Below are 18,550 nucleotides of genomic sequence, written 5' to 3'. Positions count from 1 at the left end.
ATCAAGCGGCAGACATGGGAGGTCTTCCGCAAATAGCGCAAAACGCTTGACTGAAGGACATGGGATGTTTACTTGGTTTCTTCAGTACCGTTTCTCACTATCGCAACATCCACGCCAACCCTTTCCAGTGGCGGGCGGAAACACGCTCCTGTGTAAGACGAAACAATATGGAGGCCACAATCCTGACAATTGCTACAAACGCTTCAGTCCATAGATCGTTGGGAGTGGAGTCATCCAAAGGTTGACCTGTCCCCAGAAAACGGGGTTGGTGAGAGTCGTGCGCGCGCCAGTTTTCGACCCCACTGAGGTTGACCCGGTTCGACGGACCGATTTGCGGTCAGCGATTTGATGCGATCTAAGAGACGGAATCAAAAAGACCCATTGGGGGCTGTTAACCTTTTCGGCAAGCTGTTAACCTTGGCCATCTGAACAACTGGAACCAAGGATGGGTGCGCCAACTGTTGATGACGAACTGTGGACACTGGTCGAGCCATTACTACCGACGCCAAAACCACGGCGCAAGAAGTATCCAGGTCGGTTGCCGGTTGCGAACCGAGCCGCACTGAACGGCATCCTGTTCGTACTCAAGACCGGTATTCGCTGACGCGACCTATCGACAAAGTTGGGATTTGGCTCAGGTTCAACCTGCTGGAGACGGTTGCGCGACTGGCAGAAGGCCAGCGTGTGGAAGCGATTGCACGAGCTACTTCTGGCAAAGTTACGCGAGGCAGGCGAACTAGATTTCTCACGAGCAGCCGTCGACTCTTCATCTGTGCGAGCCGTTGGGGCGGGCGAAAAACTGGTCCGAACCCCACGGATCGCGCGCGACCGGGTTCCAAGCACCACATCCTCGTAGACGCCAACGGCGTTCCTGTCAGTGCGATCCTGACAGGCGCGAATCGCAACGACGCGTCACCCAACTGCTGCCACTGGTCGACGCCATTCCACCGATTCGCGGCGTACGTGGCCGGCCGCTTCAAAAACCCAAGGTTATCTACGCAGACCGTGGCTATGACTCCGAGGCGCATCGCCAGAAACTTCGCGAGCGCGGCATCAAGCCGGTGATTGCCAGGCGCCGGACAGAACACGGCAGTGGTCTGGGAAAATTCCGCTGGGTTGTCGAACGTACTCATGCGTGGCTTCACAACTTCCGTCGTCTTCGCATTCGCTTCGAACGTCGGGCCGACATTCACGAAGCATTTCTCAAACTCGGTTTCTCCCTCGTCTGCTGGAACATCTTCAGACGGACCGAGTAGCCTTTTTGAATCCGTCTCTTACAACGAAGGTCTAGCAAACCACGTTGTCCCCGAGTCATGCGCAGTAAAGCGGCTACGATGTCAACAACGGAAAACTCGCGCAGGGGGGCTTGATGTTCGGGCGGCAGGCCTACGTTGGCGTCGCCAGTGATAGCGAGGGTGAAAGTGGACGATGCTGAACACGCCGGACCATACGCTTGAGGCGCTCGCGCGCCGCGACGTCAAGGGCTTTCTGTCCACGCAACCGGAGCCGGTTGTCGACCGTTTCGTGGCGGCGCCGGTCGGGCAGATGCGCTGCGCACTGGAGGCTACGGCTATCCTGTTTGACCGGAAGGACGCGCTGCACGATGCGTTTTTCGCCTCGCATTTCGGTGCGACGGGCGGCCGGTACCCGAGGCACCATTTTCCTACGCCGGTGGCGTTGCTCAATGCGATCCTGGACGATCTCGGCTACGGGCTGGTGCCTGCGATGCAGGCTGAGCCGCTGATCGGCAGCGGCCGGGCTGGTCGCACTCGCGTCTCAGAGTGATCTGTTGATCGGATCTGTACTGGCATCACTGGGAGCAGGAGCTCGAACCGCTCGCGACGATCAGCGCACTGGTCATCGCTGCGGCGCGGCGGAGCCGGTTTCACCGGGTGCCGACGGGCGAAAGCGAGAGCTGATGCTCGCGCGCCGCGCCGCGGTGATGCCTGGGCGTCGAACGCGTTATTGTGCCAATTGCAGGCACACTCAACACGCTTCGATCGCCTAACGGCGCAAAAAAGATGTATGCGCGACTATTTAAAGCATTGAAACTGGAAAGTAAGGTGGCAGCGATTTCAATCGGGCGTGATACAACCTTGCGGGACTTGCCGCAGGGTGCGACTGCCGTCGGGTGAAAAAACGAGGCCTGGGTCGTCTGAGGAACCCTTGTTCGAGGTGAACCTTTGGCAGGCAGTCGTCAATCTGTCACCTGCGTTAGAAAAAGTGCGAGCGCAGATCACCGGTAATAATCGGGAGAGCACAATTCCTTGGCCGTCAGATCGGCCGGCGCTTCCGTAAAACCGTACTTGGCAAGGATGCCTTTTATCGTCCCGCCCGCTCTTAGCTTTTCAAAGCTCGCGTTATAGGCATCCCTGAGCTGCGTATCGTCAGGTCGGAATACCATGGCACCATAAGTAGCCGCTTCCCGGCCATTCTTCAGTACCCGTCCTTTGAAGGGCGTTGCACGCTCGAGCCGATCGCCAAGCATCGGTTGACCGAGCAGTCTGTCGACGGTCGAGGCACTAAGCGTGAGGGCGTCGACGCGTCCGGCCACGAGTGCACTGACACCAGAGTCGAGATCCTGGAACAACTGCATCTGCCCCTGGGGTATCCCTGCTGCTAGCGCGTTATCGGTATTTGCGCTGCCGCGATTGCCGGACATCCGGATCGCCGGATTCTTGACCACATCTTCATAACTGTGAATTTTTAGCGGATTGCCTTTTTTCACCAGCACGGCATCGACGCTTGCAAGATCGGGATCGCCGAATATCACCTGCCTGCAGCGGGCTGGCGTAATCCCCATACCGGACGCGACGACATCAACGCGCTTCACAAGCAGGCTGGGGATCAGCGCAGGGAAATCGAGAACAACAAAATCAAACTGCTTGATTCCAAGCGGCCGCAAAACCGCCTTGATCAGGTCCGGGTGAACGCCGGAGACGCTGCCGTCTGCGGCCTTGAACGCCCAGGGCGCAGCGTTGCTTATGCCGATCGTGATACGACCTTCGCGCAGGACGCGATCCCTGGCTTGCTCAGCCGATGCCGGTGCGGTGGCAACGAAACCGGCAGCCACGACCATGCACGCAAATATTTTCCGAAATGAAAGCAGAATTTGTCTCCTTTATCTTGATAGCGCTTTCCGCACGTGCGCGCGGTGGCCGATGGAAATCATGCCCGCCGCTACACTCTACTACCTAGAAAAACATGATATGTCAACAGGGCTCGGCGCGGCATTTGCATGAAGTGCTTCACTACCCCGCGCGGCTCTTAACCGGACCAAGCAGTTAGGGGTTCTCCCAACTAAAACGTTTGGATATACCTAGTATTATTTGCAGTGTGCAGGCGAATGTCTCGCCGGCACGGGAGCCGGCAAATTCAGGCGACGTTTCATCTGCCGGACATAGGCAGCCGCCGCAGGAAATCGCACTCCATCGACTCAGATTGACCTACGGCCATCCAGCGAACGGTCGCAGTCTGTCAAGGCGGCGACGAGTGGAGTGAATCACGATCGATGGTGTACTTGGGATCTTCGCTTTTCAGGACGTTGGTGCCCCCATCCACAAGCTCTGTTCGACGCACCGATTCTCGATGTGCGCGAGGGCCTCAACATCAAGCAGGGCAAGGCCGCGCTTGGCCATCATGGGATACGGACGGTAAGTATGGTGCTATTATACCAGGTCTTACGGAAATCGAGTGCGCAACTCACTGTCGCTCGGAGCGGCTCGAGCCCGGCCTTCAGCAACGAATATTGAGTTCCTAGATGAACAAACGCGCTTTGGGCCAAAACGGCTCGCCCCTTCACGAATCCGTGCGTGCCGAGATCTCGCGACGGATTGCCGATGGAATATACAAGCCGGGCGATGTGATCATGTCGACGGCGCAACTTGGCGAAGAGTTCGGCGTCAGTTCCATTACTGTAAAGCGCGCCTTGCGGGATCTTCAGTCCGAGGGCGTACTGACTTCAATTCCCGGCAAGGGAACCTTCGTGAAGGATCGACGCCGCTTTATCCGCGAGGTGGACGTATGTATGTCTTCGCAGGACGACGCGCGACGGCATGGCTTCGATACGAAGATCGAGCTGATATCGATCACGAAAGAGAGAATTACTGATCCAGCCTTGAGCGTATTCGAGCTTCCGAACAAGGTCTTGCTTTGCGTTCGCAAGGTGATCTATGCGGACGGTGTGCCTATCATGTACGACTCGGCGTATGTGCCTACGAATATCGCAGACGAAATCGTTGATGAATTTGGAGAGCGCTACATTGTTGATGCGCTTCGACGACATAACGTCGACATCAAGGATATGTCTATTATCATAGACGCGTCGCCCGCATCGGTGGAGGCACAGCGAATATTTTCCATTCCCAATGGCTATCCAACCTTGCGCCGACTTTACGACCTCAAAACGAAGGATCCGGCGACGTTTGTCATTGGCATTGTCGAATCACCGTTCGATCGTTTGGCCTGTTCGGTCAGGCTCAATTCTCTGCAGCTTTCGAAGATGGTGAAGACGAAGAAATAAATCTCAGTGATGCTAGCTTGAGGAGATCGGGAATCGCTTTTGTTATCGGTTGGCACCTGCACCCACCGGGCCGCGGATGTGGCCCGATTCGTTTCGCAACGGGTCGGTGCTCGCATCGCGGTATGGTGGCTATCATTGATCGGCTCGTGGCAACAAATTAGCTTCGCGCGATATCGCGCATACAGTTGAAGCAGCGACCGCTATGCGGTTCATCACGGCGATCGGAGGAATCGCGTCAAAAACCGCAGGTTTTTGAGAATCATGCTCAGGTGGGCGGCGCTGAACAGCACGGCCTGAATCTCATCAACGAACGCGCCTTTAAGCCATTTTTCGCTCGAATTTCCCACCCACTGCATGTGACCGATGGCGGCGGCGATCTCGCTAGACTGCTAATCATTGCGTGCAGCCCACCGCTTCTTCTGCGCCGCATTCCTGCGGTAGTGGTTCTGTTCTTCCGCCGGAAACTGTAACCCCTTGTTGCCACGATCGGCGACGGGAACTTCAGGTTTCACGTCGCCCAAGATTGCTGCTTGTTCCCCCCATCAGCGTGTGGCAGTCGTGCGGATTACCTGGCAGCGCGCCGCCATCACGAGGCTTTCCTTGTAGATTGTCGTGGTGGGCGCCCTTGACACCGAATTTGTAGGTGCGCGCCTTGCCTTTCTCCAGGCATTCCACTCCTGCGCGCAGCTTGTCTTTGCCTTCCTGCTTTGACGTCTTCCATTTGCGCGGCCAACCAGAACCTGCAGCACACTGCGCTTCCCGGGTGCCGGCGATTTGGTCGAGCTGACGCTTGGCGTTACGCATGATCATCCCACTGCGCGAGCGCAACGTCTTCCCCGTGCGCCTGTTTTTGTTTGACGTATGCGTAGCCGCGCCAAGCGCGGGCGTCGCGAGTGTAGTTCTGCCGCAGTTTCAAACCCGTGCCGCGCCGCGGCTTTCATCAGATGTACGCGACTTCGCATGAGCAAGCGTGCTGAGGTAAATGCGCGATTGGCTATTGAGTGGCCGTTGTATCCTGCTCAGTCGCTTCGCGCGCTGCGTCCGCAAGTTGACATGTCATAGCCGTAATAGCATACTGGGTATATTAGCTATGCGGCTATACCAGTACCTGGCCGAATCGGTGAGGGAGCATCCCATGTGTGAGAAAAAAGTGAATCTGATTGCACGGCCCCGTCCTCCGGCCCCAAAAGTTCCGGCACGCGAACTCGAAACCCGCTTGAAAAGAATCCGGCAGGAGATGGAGCGGGATGGGCTGGACGTCATTGTTCTCTCCGACAAGAAGAACATCGAGTACTTCACCGATTACCACACATTGGGATGGATGTATAAGGCGCGTCCCGTATTCGTCCTCGTTACCGCGAAAGAACTACTGTTGGTCGCAAGCATCATCGAAACAAAGGGCGTGGGACTCGAGCCCAGGAATTTCACCGCACAGTTCTATGACGGGTATCTGGCAGAGGGTGTGGTTTTAGCCGCCAAGATCATCCGAAAAATCTTCACGGGTGTCACGCCTCGGGTCGCGATCGATTACGGCCAGGATTTTTTCGGTCTTGGCTCGCTTCAGCTCGTCGACGCGCTGCGTAGTCTATCGGCAGATGGAACGGTGGGAAGCGCCGGGCCGGCGTTGTGGCGTGTCCGCCTCATCAAAAGCCGGTTTGAAGCGGATATGAAGCGCACTGCGTTTGCGATCGTCAACGATGCTTTCGATGTCGCTATCGCCCAAGCGTACATTGGCATTCCTGAGTATGAGCTGTACCAGCTCATGCAAGCACAGATCTTTCTCAATGGCGCCGAGACCGGGGACCAGATCGCGATGCTATTCAGTAAAGGCGACTTCACTTATGGGCGCCCCGCAGGCACGCGACGTCTGGAGCCTGGGCACTATGTATGGACCGACTTCCGGGCGACGTATGGCGGCTACCCGGCGGATCGGAACCGCATTGCGCGAGCGGGCGAGCCCGCGCAATGGGAACGCGACACTTATACCGCGGTGCGGAGCTTGACGCACGAACTTTGTCGTTCGGTGCGTGCTGGCATGACGTGCGCCGATGTCTTTGGAAAATTTAGAAGCCGTTGGAGTGAATTGCTACTCGGAAACATCTACGCGGGTGTCACGCGAATCGGACACGGCGGTGGCCTTGACGTCACTGAGCCTCCATCGCTGTCGGCCGTGGACCAACAGGTAATTCATCTAGGGATGATTCTTCATATCGAGCCCAAGCTTGAAAAAGACGGTGCGGTATTCCAGTTCGAAGAAGTTGTCTATGTCACCGACGAAGGGGTTGAATTCCTGAGTGCGCTGTCGCCGGAAGCACTTCCGATCATCCGTTAAATCTTGTTTCAACTGAAGCCATGTCAACACCCACACGCATATGGACGCCCGTCGATTTTGATCGCGACGGGAAACAGACGGGTTCGCTCCGGCTGCCGATTTCCAGCGATCTTTCGGCCTACGGCTGGATTCCCATTCCGGTCGTTTGCATCAGGAACGGGAATGGTCCCACCGCCGTGCTTATCGCAGGCACCCATGGCGATGAATACGAAGGGCAGGTTGCACTGCTGGAACTTGCCCGGTCGATCGAGGCATCGACGATCACGGGGCGAATCCTCATCCTTCCTGCGCTCAATTTCCCGGCAGTCGAGGCGGGCCGCCGGGTCTCGCCGATTGATGAAGGCAATCTGAATCGCCTGTATCCGGGAGAGGCACACGGGACGGCCACACAAATGATCGCCCATTACGTGACGACGGTCCTGCTGCCGATGGCGGATCTCGTGGTCGATCTGCATTCGGGTGGCCGTTCACTCGACTACGTTTCCTGCGCGCTGGTTCGCCCTTGCGCCGACAGGCAACTGGACGAGCGGCAAATGGAAATGTTGCGTGTGTTTGGCGCACCGATCGGTTATGTCACTGATGGCAAGGGCGGCGGTGGTAACACCACGCTGCCTGCCGCCGCGGAGCCGCTCGGTGTACCGGTGATCACTGCGGAACTCGGCGGCGGTGCGATGCTGCGCGCCGATGGGAAGGAACTGGCGCGTTTGGCGGTCCTGCGTTTGCTGGACCACATGGGAATTCGCACTGACCGTACGCTTCCGCAACCGGAAGAGACTCGCGTAATGGTGAGTCAGAGTGGTTCACTCTACGCGGAATCCGATGGATTGTTCGAGCCGGCGGCGATGCCGGGCGACGAGGTGACGGCAGGGCAGCATGCCGGTTACCTGCATTCGATCGAGCGTCCGACCGATTCACCGATCAACCTGACCTTTGGTACGTCGGGGCTGGTTGCATGCCGCCGCTTTCCGACACTGACGAAACGGGGCGACTGCCTCTATACGTTCATGCGGGATATCGAGGGGGGAGTTCAAAAATGACGCCGTGCACTGCACATCGCAATCCGTACATGACCGGTATGCGTTGCATTCGATGCAACAGCCTCTTTCCGGTTGATGATTATTTCGAGGGATGTCCAGATTGCCGGTCCGCTGGCTGGCCAGCCAGCGTCGCGCCGGCATACGACGATGCAGTGTTCAACTCCAAGCAATGGGAAAACTGGCTTGCCTATTCAGGCGGGTCGGTCCTCGGTGAGGGAGAAACTCCACTGGTCCGATTGCGTGCGCTCGCGCAGCGTATTGGCGTTGGCAGTTTGTCGGCGAAACACGAGGGCGCTAATCCGACGGGCTCCCACAAGGACCGGATGAGCGCGTTCGTCGTGCATCGCGCGAGGGAAGTCGGTGCGACTACGCTTGCGGCTGCATCAAGCGGCAATGCCGGGGTATCGCTGGCCGCTTATGCTGCGAGTGCCGGTCTGGGATGCGTGATCGTCACGACGCCGGACATGAGCGCGAATTGGCGCCGTGCCGCTGAGATGCACGGAGCGCAAATCATCGCGACCGCGACCAGCGCCGAGCGGTGGCTGCTCGTGTCCGAGAAGGCGCGGTCGGGGGCGTGGTATCCGGTGACGAACTACGTGACCCCTCCGGTCGGAAGTAATCCGTTCGGCGTCGATGGATATCGGGCGATCGCATACGAGCTGTTTGCACAGTCGGGTGCCCATCAGCCGACGGACATTGTCGTGCCAACCTCCCGCGGAGACATCATCTGGGGCATTGCACAGGGCTATGCCGACCTGCGCAGCGCGGGGCTGCTCAAGGTGCTGCCGAAGGTGCATGCGGTGGAGCCTTTCCCTCGCATTACGCGTGTGCTTGCGGGCGCCGACATGCGTGAGACGTTCGCCGGCAGTTCGGCGGTCGTTTCGATCGACGGGGCTACGGTCACATTCCAGGCGGTGGAAGCGTTGCGGATGACGGGCGGCACGGCTGTCGCGGTCGGCGACAAGCAGGTGCAGGCGGACCAGATCGAACTGGCTCGCGCGGGCCTGTACCTCGAACTCTCGAGCGTGGCGGCGCTCAGCGGTCTGAAGCAGTTGCTGCATGCAGGTGCCGTGTCACGCGAAGCGAACGCGGTCATTGTTGTAACCTCCCACGGTTACAAGGAGGACGCACACTACGAGCGCCCGCTTGAGCCGGTCTCGCTTCGATCGATGTAGTCGGCAACCAGGAGACGGAAGCCAAATGCGCGGACGCCCATATCCGGTCTCCTCGGCGATATGGACGTTCTGTTCCCGCAAGCTTCGGCCAAATGCGGGATCATTGCGCGCTTCCTCGGCGCTGAGGGCACCGCTTCGGCGATCCGGGCGCGACCTTCATTCCTGTTTCGCTCGTCGGGCGGAATTTGTATGCCACGCCGGCGCCGTGGGCCGCCAGAAGTGCGGTCACGGGTGCATGACGTGACGCTTGCTAGTCGGGACGTATGCAAACGGGTCGCCGCCTATCTCACTCCGTTTGTCCACGCATACGTGATTGCCCTAGGGCTAACGATATACCAGGTATTCTATACTTCCATGTGTTCGAGTGTTCAAGCAGGGGATTATTATGATTTCAGAGCCGGACTTCGGGGCGTCGGTGATCAAGCAGTGCGAACCAGCCTTTTGCAGCTCCGGGTTGGCGCTGTTGCCGGCAGCCGTTGAACGACAGGGCAGCCGTTTTCCGGGCGGTCGCGTATGGCGTGAAGCGCCCGTTACAGAAACGAAGCGTAACGGTGACGGAACACGGCGGCGGTCGGTGACGTACTCCCGTGTGACGCCTTACCGGGGAAGCGCCGTGGCGGGATCGCCCGGTGTGCCGGTTGTCACGGCGCCCAACGACGGAGTACGGACATGAGTCTTCTTGCGATCGTGCTGGGCATCTTCGAAGGGTTTCGCGTTACTGCGGTTGTAACGGTGCTCGGGCTTCTCTATGCGATCCCGTTTGCCTTCGTATTCGGGATTCTGCAGCACATGACTGATGGCTGGGCACGTCGGCTCGTCACGGCCGTAATCGAGTTCTGGCGCAGTTCGCCAACCATCGTGCTGCTCTACGCCTTCTACTACTCGTTGCCGTCGTTCGGGGTAGATCTGTCGGCCATCACCGTGGGTTCGATGGTGCTGGGTCTGAATATCGGAGGCTACGGGAGCCAGTCGGTTCGGGCGGCGCTGCAGTCTATCGAAAGGGGGCAAACGGAGGCTGGACTTGCGCTTGGACTCAACCGCATAAATGTTTTGTGCTTCGTCGAGTTGCCGCAGGCGATAACGGCCACCGTGCCGAACTTCGTCAGCCTCGCCATCCAGCTCGTGAAGGGGACCGCCCTGGTTTCGTTGATCACATTGACGGATATGACATTCAGGGCCAAGGAGATCGGGCAACTGGCGTACAACCCGATTGGTGTCTATACCGCGCTGGTCGTTGCCTACTGCGTCATTTGCTATCCGATGGCGATTATTGGGCGACGGCTCGAAGCGAGAATCGGAAAGTATCGGGGGACAAAACATGAACTTTGATATGGCGTTCGCGATGAGGATCGTGCCCCAGGTGCTGCACGGCATCGGCACGACGATTCTGGTGGCGATACTGAGTTCTGTCGGCGCGGCGGCAATGGGATTCACCTGGGAGATGCTGCGTCGCTCGGGTAAGCCGATGCGTTACGCGATGGGCGTATTTGTTGACTTGATCCGGTCGACGCCATCGCTGGTCCAGCTCTATTTCGCTTTCTTTGTTTTGCCATTCTACGGAATCGTTTTGCCCGCGATGGTGGTCGGGGTACTCGGACTGAGTTTCTATTTTTCGAGCTATCTCGCTGAAGTTTTCAAATCGGGCATTGATTCGATTCCGCGAGGCCAGTACGAGGCTGCGCAATCGCTGCACCTGAGCAAGCTCGACACGGTGCGTTTTGTTGTCACGCCGCAGATGCTGAGAAACATCGCCGCGCCGATGGGTAGCTACTTCGTGTCGATACTGAAGTCGACCCCGGTCCTGGCCGTCCTTGCGGTGCCGGAAATGCTTGGCAGCGCACTGGACATCGCTTCGGATACCTACCGGTATGCGGAGCCCATGCTGGTGGCCGGTGTGCTGTTTTTGACCCTGGCTCTGGTGGTGACATACCTCGTCAAGCGCCTCGAGGTGAGGCTGATGGCCTCTACGCGGCGGTAATTCTTCCCGGACTGAAGCGATGAACACAATGTTGAAAATGATCAGCGACACCACACCGTCGCCGGCCGTACAGGCCGAGCGGGTTGTCGAAATCGAGCAGCTGTCGAAATGGTACGGAGCATTCCAGGTGTTGAAAGACATCAATTTGTCGATCAGGGACGGCGAGCGGATCGTGATTTGCGGGCCGTCCGGATCGGGCAAGTCGACGCTCATCCGCTGTATCAATCATCTGGAGGCATATCAGAAAGGTCGCGTGATCGTCAGCGGTGAGCAAATAGCGGCTGGCCGGAAGAGCCTGCCTTCGCTGCGACGTGAGGTTGGCATGGTCTTCCAGCAATTCAATCTCTTTCCACACCTGAGCGTGCTGCAAAACTGCATCCTTGCTCCGGTTCGTGCAAAGAAGATGAGCAAAGCCCAGGCGACAGAACTCGCGATGATGAATCTGGAGAAGGTCAGGATTGGCGAACAGGCGGGAAAGTATCCTGCACAACTTTCCGGCGGGCAGCAGCAGCGCGTTGCGATCGCACGGGCGCTTTGCATGACGCCGAAAGTCATGCTTTTCGACGAGCCGACTTCTGCGCTTGATCCTGAAATGGTCAACGAGGTGCTTGACGTGATGACAGGGCTCGCAGTTGAAGGTATGACGATGGTGTGCGTCACTCATGAAATGAACTTTGCACGCAGGGTGGCCGACCGGGTCATCTTTATGGACAAAGGTGAAATCGTGGAAGAGGCGCCGCCCGACCGTTTCTTCGGTGCACCGAAAACAGAACGCGCACGTCGCTTCCTGGAGCAGATACTGCACTGATTCTTCGTTTGCGGTCCAACCGTTCACGCGCAAACCAGAGCACGGAGAGGGTGGCGATGTGTGACGCTGCCAAATCCATGGGGCGCTGCATGGTCGTCGTAAGCGTTTCGACAAATCGACAGTTGGAATGGAAAAACATTTGCGCACGCTGGCATAGACAAGGTGAGAACACATCTATCGACAGCGATATTACTGTAGACGGTTGTAACTGGCTGGTGGAATGGCCGGCATCACTGCGACGTGGCCTTATTGGGCTGAGAGTGCGGTAACGCTCTGCTCAAGTTTGGAAGGCAACAAACCTTCATCCGAAATTGATCGAAGGCGTCGACGCCGTTGTAGAGAATATCTGGTGACCCCGAGCCGGCCGATCCGCAGCGTTATGCAACTGTCTCGCTACGAGAACGGCGAACAGTCTTAGTCTCTGGCGGGCACTGTATTCAAGTACAAAGATCACATTTTTCTTGTGTCGTTTGGTCAACGCATCATCAACATAATGAGTTTACCTAACTAAGGTGAGACTTTTTGTCAGTATCCCGAAAATGCGATGGCGGGTATATTTTGAATGGAACTGGAAATTAACAATAGATATGTGCATCAGGTCTGAAAGGAGACAGCCAATGAGAATCGGCAAGCTGGTCAAGCATACGATGTGTATCGCAGCGATGGTTGGCATGGCGGGAGCTGCATACGCAGGTCAGACGCTCGAGCGGGTCAAGTCGCGCGGTACCATGGTCGTCGTCACTGCCGCAAAATGGCCTCCCCAGGCATACCTCAATGACAAGCATGAATTCGACGGTTTCGATGTCGACGTTGCGAAGGAGATCGGCCGGCGCCTTGGCGTCAAGGTTTCGTTCGAGACGCCACAATTTAGCCTGATGACTGGCGGTCATTGGCACGGCAGATGGGATCTTTGCGTATTGTCGGTGACGCCGACCAAGGAGCGTGAGCGGCTCCTAGACTTCCCAGCTGTGTACTACTACAGCCCCTATGTTTTTGCCGTCTATAAAAACTCCAAAATCGCTTCGCGCGACGATCTGAACGATAAGGTCATCGGCGTGGAGGCGGGCACGACGTCCGAAGATTATGTCAATCGTCAATTGAATATCGGCGGTCCCGATGTGCCGGCGTTCAAATACCTCCCGCACGATCCAAAGCAGGTGAAGACCTACGGGACAACCATGCTTCCATACGAGGACTTGCGCCTTGGTGACGGCAAGCGGCTCGATGCAATCGTCACGCCCGAGCAGACCGCGCTTGCTGCCATCAAAAGTGGCTATCCAATCAAGATTCTGCCGGGCGACTACGCGTATCGGGAGCCTCTTGCGGTCGTGACCGATAAGGGCGATCCAGAATGGGACAAAGCAGTCGGCGGCGCTGTGGCGCAAATGAAGCACGACGGCACGCTGACAAAGCTCAGCGAACGCTGGTTTGGAAAGGATTACACCAAATAACCACGAAACTTGCGCGCTGCAGACGCCCAGTCGTTTGCAGCGTGCGCTCATCCAACTCATCGCGACACTGACGCTGTGTGCCACGCAACTCCATGAATGAAAAGTCTAGGGAAATCAACGATTGCGGATTACGTGGACAGCTATTATTCGCGCACGCTCCGTCGCGATAACGCAAGACCGTCCGTCAATACAGAGGTCAACGTGGACGTCTGCATCGTAGGTGCGGGCATGGCGGGTATCACTGCCGCTCTTGAGTTACTCCACCGAGGCCGCAGCGTCGCTCTGCTCGGGGCCAAACCTGAACACGACGGCGATTGGCGGTCGTGTGATTGCCGAGGCCATTACACGGGCGTCCGCACGCTACCAGTCGTTCGCGGCACTTGGGCTGTGCCATGGAACGGTAGCTACGTTGGGCTCGCGGTCGCGCAGCTCACGTACTGGAGCTACCAGATGATGGACTTTATGCGTGAGCCGGCCGCGTGAGCGACCATCACGAATGGACTTATTGGGGAGGAGCAATATGTTTGTCCAGCGAGCGGAGTGCGCCCGGAAGGGTTGGCGGGCGACCGCATTGTCGGCAGTGATCGTAGTGGTGGCAGTCTCCGCGATGCTCTCGCATGGTGCGCCGCAATGGTTGCCGGCCGTGGACCTGCCGTGGTTCGCAAAATTCGGCGACATGCCGGGCGGGCTCCATAAGACTCTGGTTTTCGCCGGAGGAGTCGTCACGCTTACTGCAAATGGATATCTGTTGACACGCTTGCCATCGCGCGCGCAGATCGGCATCGTATGGTGCGAGTTGCTCCTGTTGCTCGTGGGGCTTCTTTCGACGTTCGACCTGAGCTTCGAATTCATTCATCGCAAAATCGGCTACCTGATCACGCAGGGTGCGACGACTACGCTGTTCGTCTCGGCCATTTCCATCGCAATCGCCTTTGTGCTCGCGTTGATAGGCGCGCTCGCGAAGCTCTCATCCAACAGCATTGCAGTCGGCATTGCAACGTTTTATACGTCGCTCTTTCGTGGTCTCCCATTGCTCATGCAGATCTTTATTCTGTACCTCGGGTTACCTCAATTGGGCTACGTCGTCGATCCCATTCCAGCAGGAGTGGCGGCACTGTCGCTGTGCTACGGCGCTTATATGACAGAAATATTCCGAGCGGGCATTCAAAGCATTCCACACGGCCAATGGAATGCCGCGCGCGCGCTCGGATTCACGCCCAATCAAATGATGCGGCTCATCATTTTGCCGCAAGCGATGCGCGTGATCATCCCGCCCACCGGTAACCAGTTTATCGCAATGCTCAAGGACAGCTCGCTGGTGTCGGTCGTGGGCGTGTGGGAGCTCACGTACGTTGCCACTACGGAAGGTCAGAAGGAGTTCCGGCACATGGAGATGCTGATTAGTGCTGCGGTCGTTTACTGGGTGATGTCGCTTGTGCTCGAATTGGTGCAGTCGCGTATCGAGTGGAGATTTCGAAAGGCCGTGCGGTGAGGTGCTCGTGTGGCAGCAAGGTAGTGAATGGGAGCGAAGATGATCGAGATAAAGAATGTTTCAAAATCGTACGGACAATTTCAGGTACTGACCGATTGCACGGCGCATGTGAAAAAAGGTGAAGTGGTCGTCATATGCGGGCCGTCCGGATCAGGAAAGTCCACGCTTATCAAAACGGTCAATGGGCTGGAACCGTTCCAGAAAGGTGAGATTCGTGTCGATGGACAGTCGGTTGGCGCCAAGAGAACCAATCTCTCAAAGCTGCGCGCGAAGATCGGAATGGTGTTTCAGCACTTCGAGCTTTTCCCCCATTTGTCGATCACCGAGAATCTGACACTCGCGCAGATCAAGGTGCTTGGTCGCTCGAAAGATGAGGCGGCCGCAAAGGGGCTCAGTCTGCTCGATCGCGTTGGCCTGCGATCGCACGCCGACAAGTATCCCGGTCAGCTCTCGGGTGGGCAACAACAGCGCGTGGCCATCGCGCGTGCGCTATCAATGAATCCTGGCGCGATGCTCTTCGACGAACCCACGTCGGCGCTGGACCCCGAGATGATCAACGAGGTTCTCGACGTCATTGTGGAACTCGCCCAGGAGGGCATGACTATGGTATGCGTGACCCATGAAATGGGCTTTGCGAAGAAAGTCGCCAATCGCGTGATCTTCATGGATAAGGGTTTGATCGTTGAAGACGACAGCAAGGAGGCATTTTTCTCCAATCCACGTTCTGACCGCGCCAGAGAGTTTTTGCGGAAAATCCTTCACTGATTAGCTTGCCTACAATACACCACAACTGTGCCAACGACACTCTCGATCGTGGCGTTGGATTTACGGCGTTAAGGGGGAAGTGGCTATTCGCCGTTTCATATCGCAACAACAGTGCGCTGCCCTGCGGGTTGACATGTCGCCGTATTGATGGTGCTTTGCAACTGCAGTGGGTCGCAAAGATCGGGCGGCCGTCTATGGTTTTCGGCTTCTGCATGAACCACTAGGTACTGAGCATTCGTCTTAATAACACTTGCGATTACCTTTTTAAAACAAGATGCCGCACTCAGCGATAGTGTGAAACCAAATATCACTTTGGAACGGGGGCGATTTTTGTGCTCTGACGCAATGTCGACAAACGAAGTGTCACATTTTCAATATCGAGAATGCGCTCGTTGACCGTAGCCAAGATGCCGTCTTTGACACACCTGAAGTACTTGTCCTCACAGGGCGATAAATAGGCTAAATAAGGAGGTCCCCGGCACTGCGTCAAGCAAGAACAAGAAAATTTACATACGTAATTTGTTTGCGAGATTTTAACAAGGTTTGGAGACTTTGATGAAAGCAACAAGTATTATCGCAGCGTCGATCTTGTCGGCATCTGCCATCCCTGCAATGGCACAAAGTTCGGTGACGCTTTACGGCCTGATCGACGAGGGATTCAACTTCACCAACAACGCACATGGTGAGAAGGCCTACCAGCTGCAGAGCGGCTACTTACAAGGGAGCCGATGGGGCCTGAAGGGCGCCGAGGATCTCGGCGGTGGTGTGAAGGCCATATTTCAGCTTGAAAACGGCTTCAACGTGAACAACGGAAAGCTCGGCCAGGGCGGTTTGATGTTCGGAAGACAGGCCTACGTCGGCGTTGCCAGCGACACCTATGGCAAGATGACGCTTGGGCGTCAGTACGACTCGCTGGTCGATTTTCTCGCGCAGACAACCGTGAACGGAAACTGGGGTGGCTACATCTTCGCGCACCCGTATGACAACGATAATACGGATAATACCTTCCGCGTCAACAACACCGCTAAATATACGAGCCCAAATCTGGCTGGTTTCCAGTTCGGCGGTACGTACAGCTTCAGCAACGACACAAACTTTGCCAACAACCGCCAGTACAGCGTTGGCGCGCAGTACACGAACGGCAGCTTGTTGATCGCGGCGGCGTACCTGCAGGCCAACAATCCCTCTTCAACAGCCACGGGTGCAATCACCAACGGCGGCGACCAAAACTTTCTGGCCACGCGCCTGCGCATCTTCGGTGCCGGGATCAATTATACGGTCGGTTCGGCGACACTGGGCTTTGCCTACACGAACACGAATCTCACCCAACCGCTTAGCTCTACGTACGTTGGTGTGATTACGCCTCCCGTTGGCTCAAACTTGTCGTCGCTGCGCTTCCAGAACTTCGAAGTGAACGCGAAATATCAGTTCACTCCCGCGTTCTTCGCAGGTGCGATGTACACGTACACCCATACGGATTTCAACGCGACCAGCGGAAAGCTGCATCCCAACTATCAGATGGTCGGACTGATGGCTGACTACTATCTATCAAAACGCACTGACCTTTATCTGCAGGGTGCCTACCAGCACGTCAGCGGCGACAAGACTCAAACAGTGCTTGATGTCGCCTATGTTCCGGGTGCAGCAGGCGTCTCTTCGAATTCGAACCAGTTCGTAATTCGCGCGGCAATGCGGCACAAGTTCTGAGGGCTGCATGCGAGACTGACGGCGTGCCGGGCGCGGCACGCTGTTTAACCAGCAGTTGCTCTAGCGCTGGCCTGAACTCGCGCCGACTGCAGGTCGGTCCGTTTTCATTCTGAGTGGCTACAGACAAGAAGCTCGGCTGCGGCGCGGCTCGCGAAGCTGATTCCAGGCGTCGCGCGGAAATCTGAGCGGCTAACACAACGGGCATCAGGCCACCAGATGGTGAGAAAGGACAACATCTTATGTTGACTTCTCTTGACCATCGAGTCTGTTGAATTTAAAGTTGGAATATTAGGTATGCCGGTATACTAGGTAGTGTGGCGTGTCGTAGAGCCGGTCTGCGATATGGGTAGCTTTGATCAGCCGTCGGACGAATGTGCAAAGACCGCTATCAAGATAAAGGAGACAAATTCTGCTTTCATTTCGGAAAATATTTGCGTGCATGGTCGTGGCTGCCGGTTTCGCTGTCGCCGCACCGGCATCTGCTGAGCAAACCGGGGATCGCGTCCTGCGCGAAGGTCGTATCACGATCGGCATAAGCAACGCTGCGCCCTGGGCGTTCAAGGCCGCAGACGGCAGCGTCTCCGGCGTTCACCCGGACCTGATCAGGGCGGTTTTGCGGCCGCTTGGAATCAAGCAGTTTGATTTTGTTGTTCTCGATTTCCCTGCGCTGATCCCCAGCCTGCTTGCGAAGCGCGTTGATGTCGTCGCGTCCGGTATGGGGATTACGCCAGCCCGCTGCAGGCAGGTGATATTCGGCGATCCCGATCTTGCAAGCGTCGATGCCGTGCTGGTGAAAAAAGGCAATCCGCTAAAAATTCACAGTTATGAAGATGTGGTCAAGAATCCGGCGATCCGGATGTCCGGCAATCGCGGCAGCGCAAATACCGATAACGCGCTAGCAGCAGGGATACCCCAGGGGCAGATGCAGTTGTTCCAGGATCTCGACTCTGGTGTCAGTGCACTCGTGGCCGGACGCGTCGACGCCCTCACGCTTAGTGCCTCGACCGTCGACAGACTGCTCGGTCAACCGATGCTTGGCGATCGGCTCGAGCGTGCAACGCCCTTCAAAGGACGGGTACTGAAGAATGGCCGGGAAGCGGCTACTTATGGTGCCATGGTATTCCGACCTGACGATACGCAGCTCAGGGATGCCTATAACGCGAGCTTTGAAAAGCTAAGAGCGGGCGGGACGATAAAAGGCATCCTTGCCAAGTACGGTTTTACGGAAGCGCCGGCCGATCTGACGGCCAAGGAATTGTGCTCTCCCGATTATTACCGGTGAT

16 protein-coding genes and 2 pseudogenes are annotated in these 18,550 nt (G+C 56.9%); 16 read left to right on the top strand and 2 right to left on the bottom strand.

Features of this window, described 5'->3' with window-relative positions; all coding sequences use genetic code 11:
* Nucleotides 1-445 precede the first annotated feature (445 nt).
* Nucleotides 446-1,256: pseudogene (locus QEN71_RS40335) on the top strand (IS5 family transposase).
* Between the two features lie 184 nt (nt 1,257-1,440).
* Nucleotides 1,441-1,919: pseudogene (locus QEN71_RS40330) on the top strand (HTH-type transcriptional regulator ArgP); the annotation flags it as partial.
* Between the two features lie 317 nt (nt 1,920-2,236).
* Here the strand turns inward: QEN71_RS40330 and ehuB (QEN71_RS40325) are convergent.
* Entirely contained in the window at nt 2,237-3,079 is an 843-nt protein-coding gene (gene ehuB, locus QEN71_RS40325) for an ectoine/hydroxyectoine ABC transporter substrate-binding protein EhuB (RefSeq protein ID WP_290468298.1), read from the bottom strand.
* Nucleotides 3,080-3,760: 681 nt separating this feature from the next.
* Here ehuB (QEN71_RS40325) and QEN71_RS40320 point away from each other — a divergent pair.
* Both QEN71_RS40320 and QEN71_RS40315 read left to right on the top strand, forming a co-directional pair.
* Entirely contained in the window at nt 3,761-4,522 is a 762-nt protein-coding gene (locus tag QEN71_RS40320; RefSeq protein ID WP_201662842.1) for a GntR family transcriptional regulator, read from the top strand.
* A 185-nt stretch (nt 4,523-4,707) separates the two neighbouring features.
* Nucleotides 4,708-4,992, top strand: a complete 285-nt coding sequence (locus QEN71_RS40315) for a hypothetical protein (protein ID WP_201662845.1) — start codon at nt 4,708-4,710, stop codon at nt 4,990-4,992.
* A 31-nt stretch (nt 4,993-5,023) separates the two neighbouring features.
* Here QEN71_RS40315 and QEN71_RS40310 read toward each other — a convergent pair whose 3' ends face one another.
* The gene (locus QEN71_RS40310; protein WP_201662848.1) at nt 5,024-5,326 is read right to left on the bottom strand and encodes a hypothetical protein; all 303 of its coding nucleotides are present in this window, start codon (nt 5,324-5,326) and stop codon (nt 5,024-5,026) included.
* A gap of 331 nt (nt 5,327-5,657) precedes the next feature.
* On the opposite strand from QEN71_RS40310, the gene QEN71_RS40305 reads away from it, so the two are divergent.
* From QEN71_RS40305 to ehuB (QEN71_RS40255), 12 genes are all read left to right on the top strand, one after another.
* Nucleotides 5,658-6,854: a M24 family metallopeptidase gene (locus tag QEN71_RS40305; protein WP_201662851.1), complete on the top strand. Its 1,197-nt coding sequence runs from the start codon at nt 5,658-5,660 to the stop codon at nt 6,852-6,854.
* Nucleotides 6,855-6,874: 20 nt separating this feature from the next.
* Nucleotides 6,875-7,891, top strand: a complete 1,017-nt coding sequence (locus QEN71_RS40300) for a succinylglutamate desuccinylase/aspartoacylase family protein (protein ID WP_201662780.1) — start codon at nt 6,875-6,877, stop codon at nt 7,889-7,891.
* A complete protein-coding gene (locus QEN71_RS40295; protein ID WP_201662783.1) occupies nt 7,888-9,066 on the top strand; it encodes a threonine synthase in 1,179 nt (392 codons plus the stop codon). The genes QEN71_RS40300 and QEN71_RS40295 overlap by 4 nt, the downstream gene beginning before the upstream one ends.
* A gap of 669 nt (nt 9,067-9,735) precedes the next feature.
* Nucleotides 9,736-10,395 carry an amino acid ABC transporter permease gene (locus tag QEN71_RS40290; RefSeq protein ID WP_201662787.1) on the top strand — a complete coding sequence of 220 codons (660 nt, stop codon included), beginning with the start codon at nt 9,736-9,738 and terminating at the stop codon, nt 10,393-10,395.
* Nucleotides 10,385-11,044, top strand: a complete 660-nt coding sequence (gene ehuD, locus QEN71_RS40285; RefSeq protein ID WP_201662790.1) for an ectoine/hydroxyectoine ABC transporter permease subunit EhuD — start codon at nt 10,385-10,387, stop codon at nt 11,042-11,044. The genes QEN71_RS40290 and ehuD overlap by 11 nt, the downstream gene beginning before the upstream one ends.
* Before the next feature lie 19 nt (nt 11,045-11,063).
* Complete coding sequence (locus tag QEN71_RS40280; RefSeq protein ID WP_407675476.1) at nt 11,064-11,852, top strand: amino acid ABC transporter ATP-binding protein; 789 nt, start codon at nt 11,064-11,066, stop codon at nt 11,850-11,852.
* Nucleotides 11,853-12,469: 617 nt separating this feature from the next.
* Nucleotides 12,470-13,303, top strand: a complete 834-nt coding sequence (locus tag QEN71_RS40275) for a transporter substrate-binding domain-containing protein (protein ID WP_201662731.1) — start codon at nt 12,470-12,472, stop codon at nt 13,301-13,303.
* A 96-nt stretch (nt 13,304-13,399) separates the two neighbouring features.
* Nucleotides 13,400-13,786, top strand: a complete 387-nt coding sequence (locus tag QEN71_RS44890; RefSeq protein ID WP_377792055.1) for an FAD-dependent oxidoreductase — start codon at nt 13,400-13,402, stop codon at nt 13,784-13,786.
* A gap of 37 nt (nt 13,787-13,823) precedes the next feature.
* A complete protein-coding gene (locus QEN71_RS40270; protein WP_407675477.1) occupies nt 13,824-14,795 on the top strand; it encodes an amino acid ABC transporter permease in 972 nt (323 codons plus the stop codon).
* Nucleotides 14,796-14,834: 39 nt separating this feature from the next.
* Nucleotides 14,835-15,560, top strand: coding sequence for an amino acid ABC transporter ATP-binding protein (locus QEN71_RS40265; protein WP_201662738.1), 726 nt, complete (start codon nt 14,835-14,837; stop codon nt 15,558-15,560).
* Nucleotides 15,561-16,115: 555 nt separating this feature from the next.
* A complete protein-coding gene (locus tag QEN71_RS40260) occupies nt 16,116-17,267 on the top strand; it encodes a porin (RefSeq protein ID WP_201662740.1) in 1,152 nt (383 codons plus the stop codon).
* A 439-nt stretch (nt 17,268-17,706) separates the two neighbouring features.
* On the top strand, nt 17,707-18,549 hold the full coding sequence (gene ehuB, locus QEN71_RS40255) for an ectoine/hydroxyectoine ABC transporter substrate-binding protein EhuB (RefSeq protein WP_290468297.1): 843 nt from the start codon (nt 17,707-17,709) through the stop codon (nt 18,547-18,549).
* The last annotated feature ends 1 nt before the right edge of the window (nt 18,550 follow it).

This window comes from Paraburkholderia sabiae, assembly GCF_030412785.1.
Taxonomy (GTDB): Bacteria; Pseudomonadota; Gammaproteobacteria; order Burkholderiales; family Burkholderiaceae; genus Paraburkholderia; species Paraburkholderia sabiae.
This window is presented reverse-complemented; position numbering and strand designations above follow the sequence as displayed.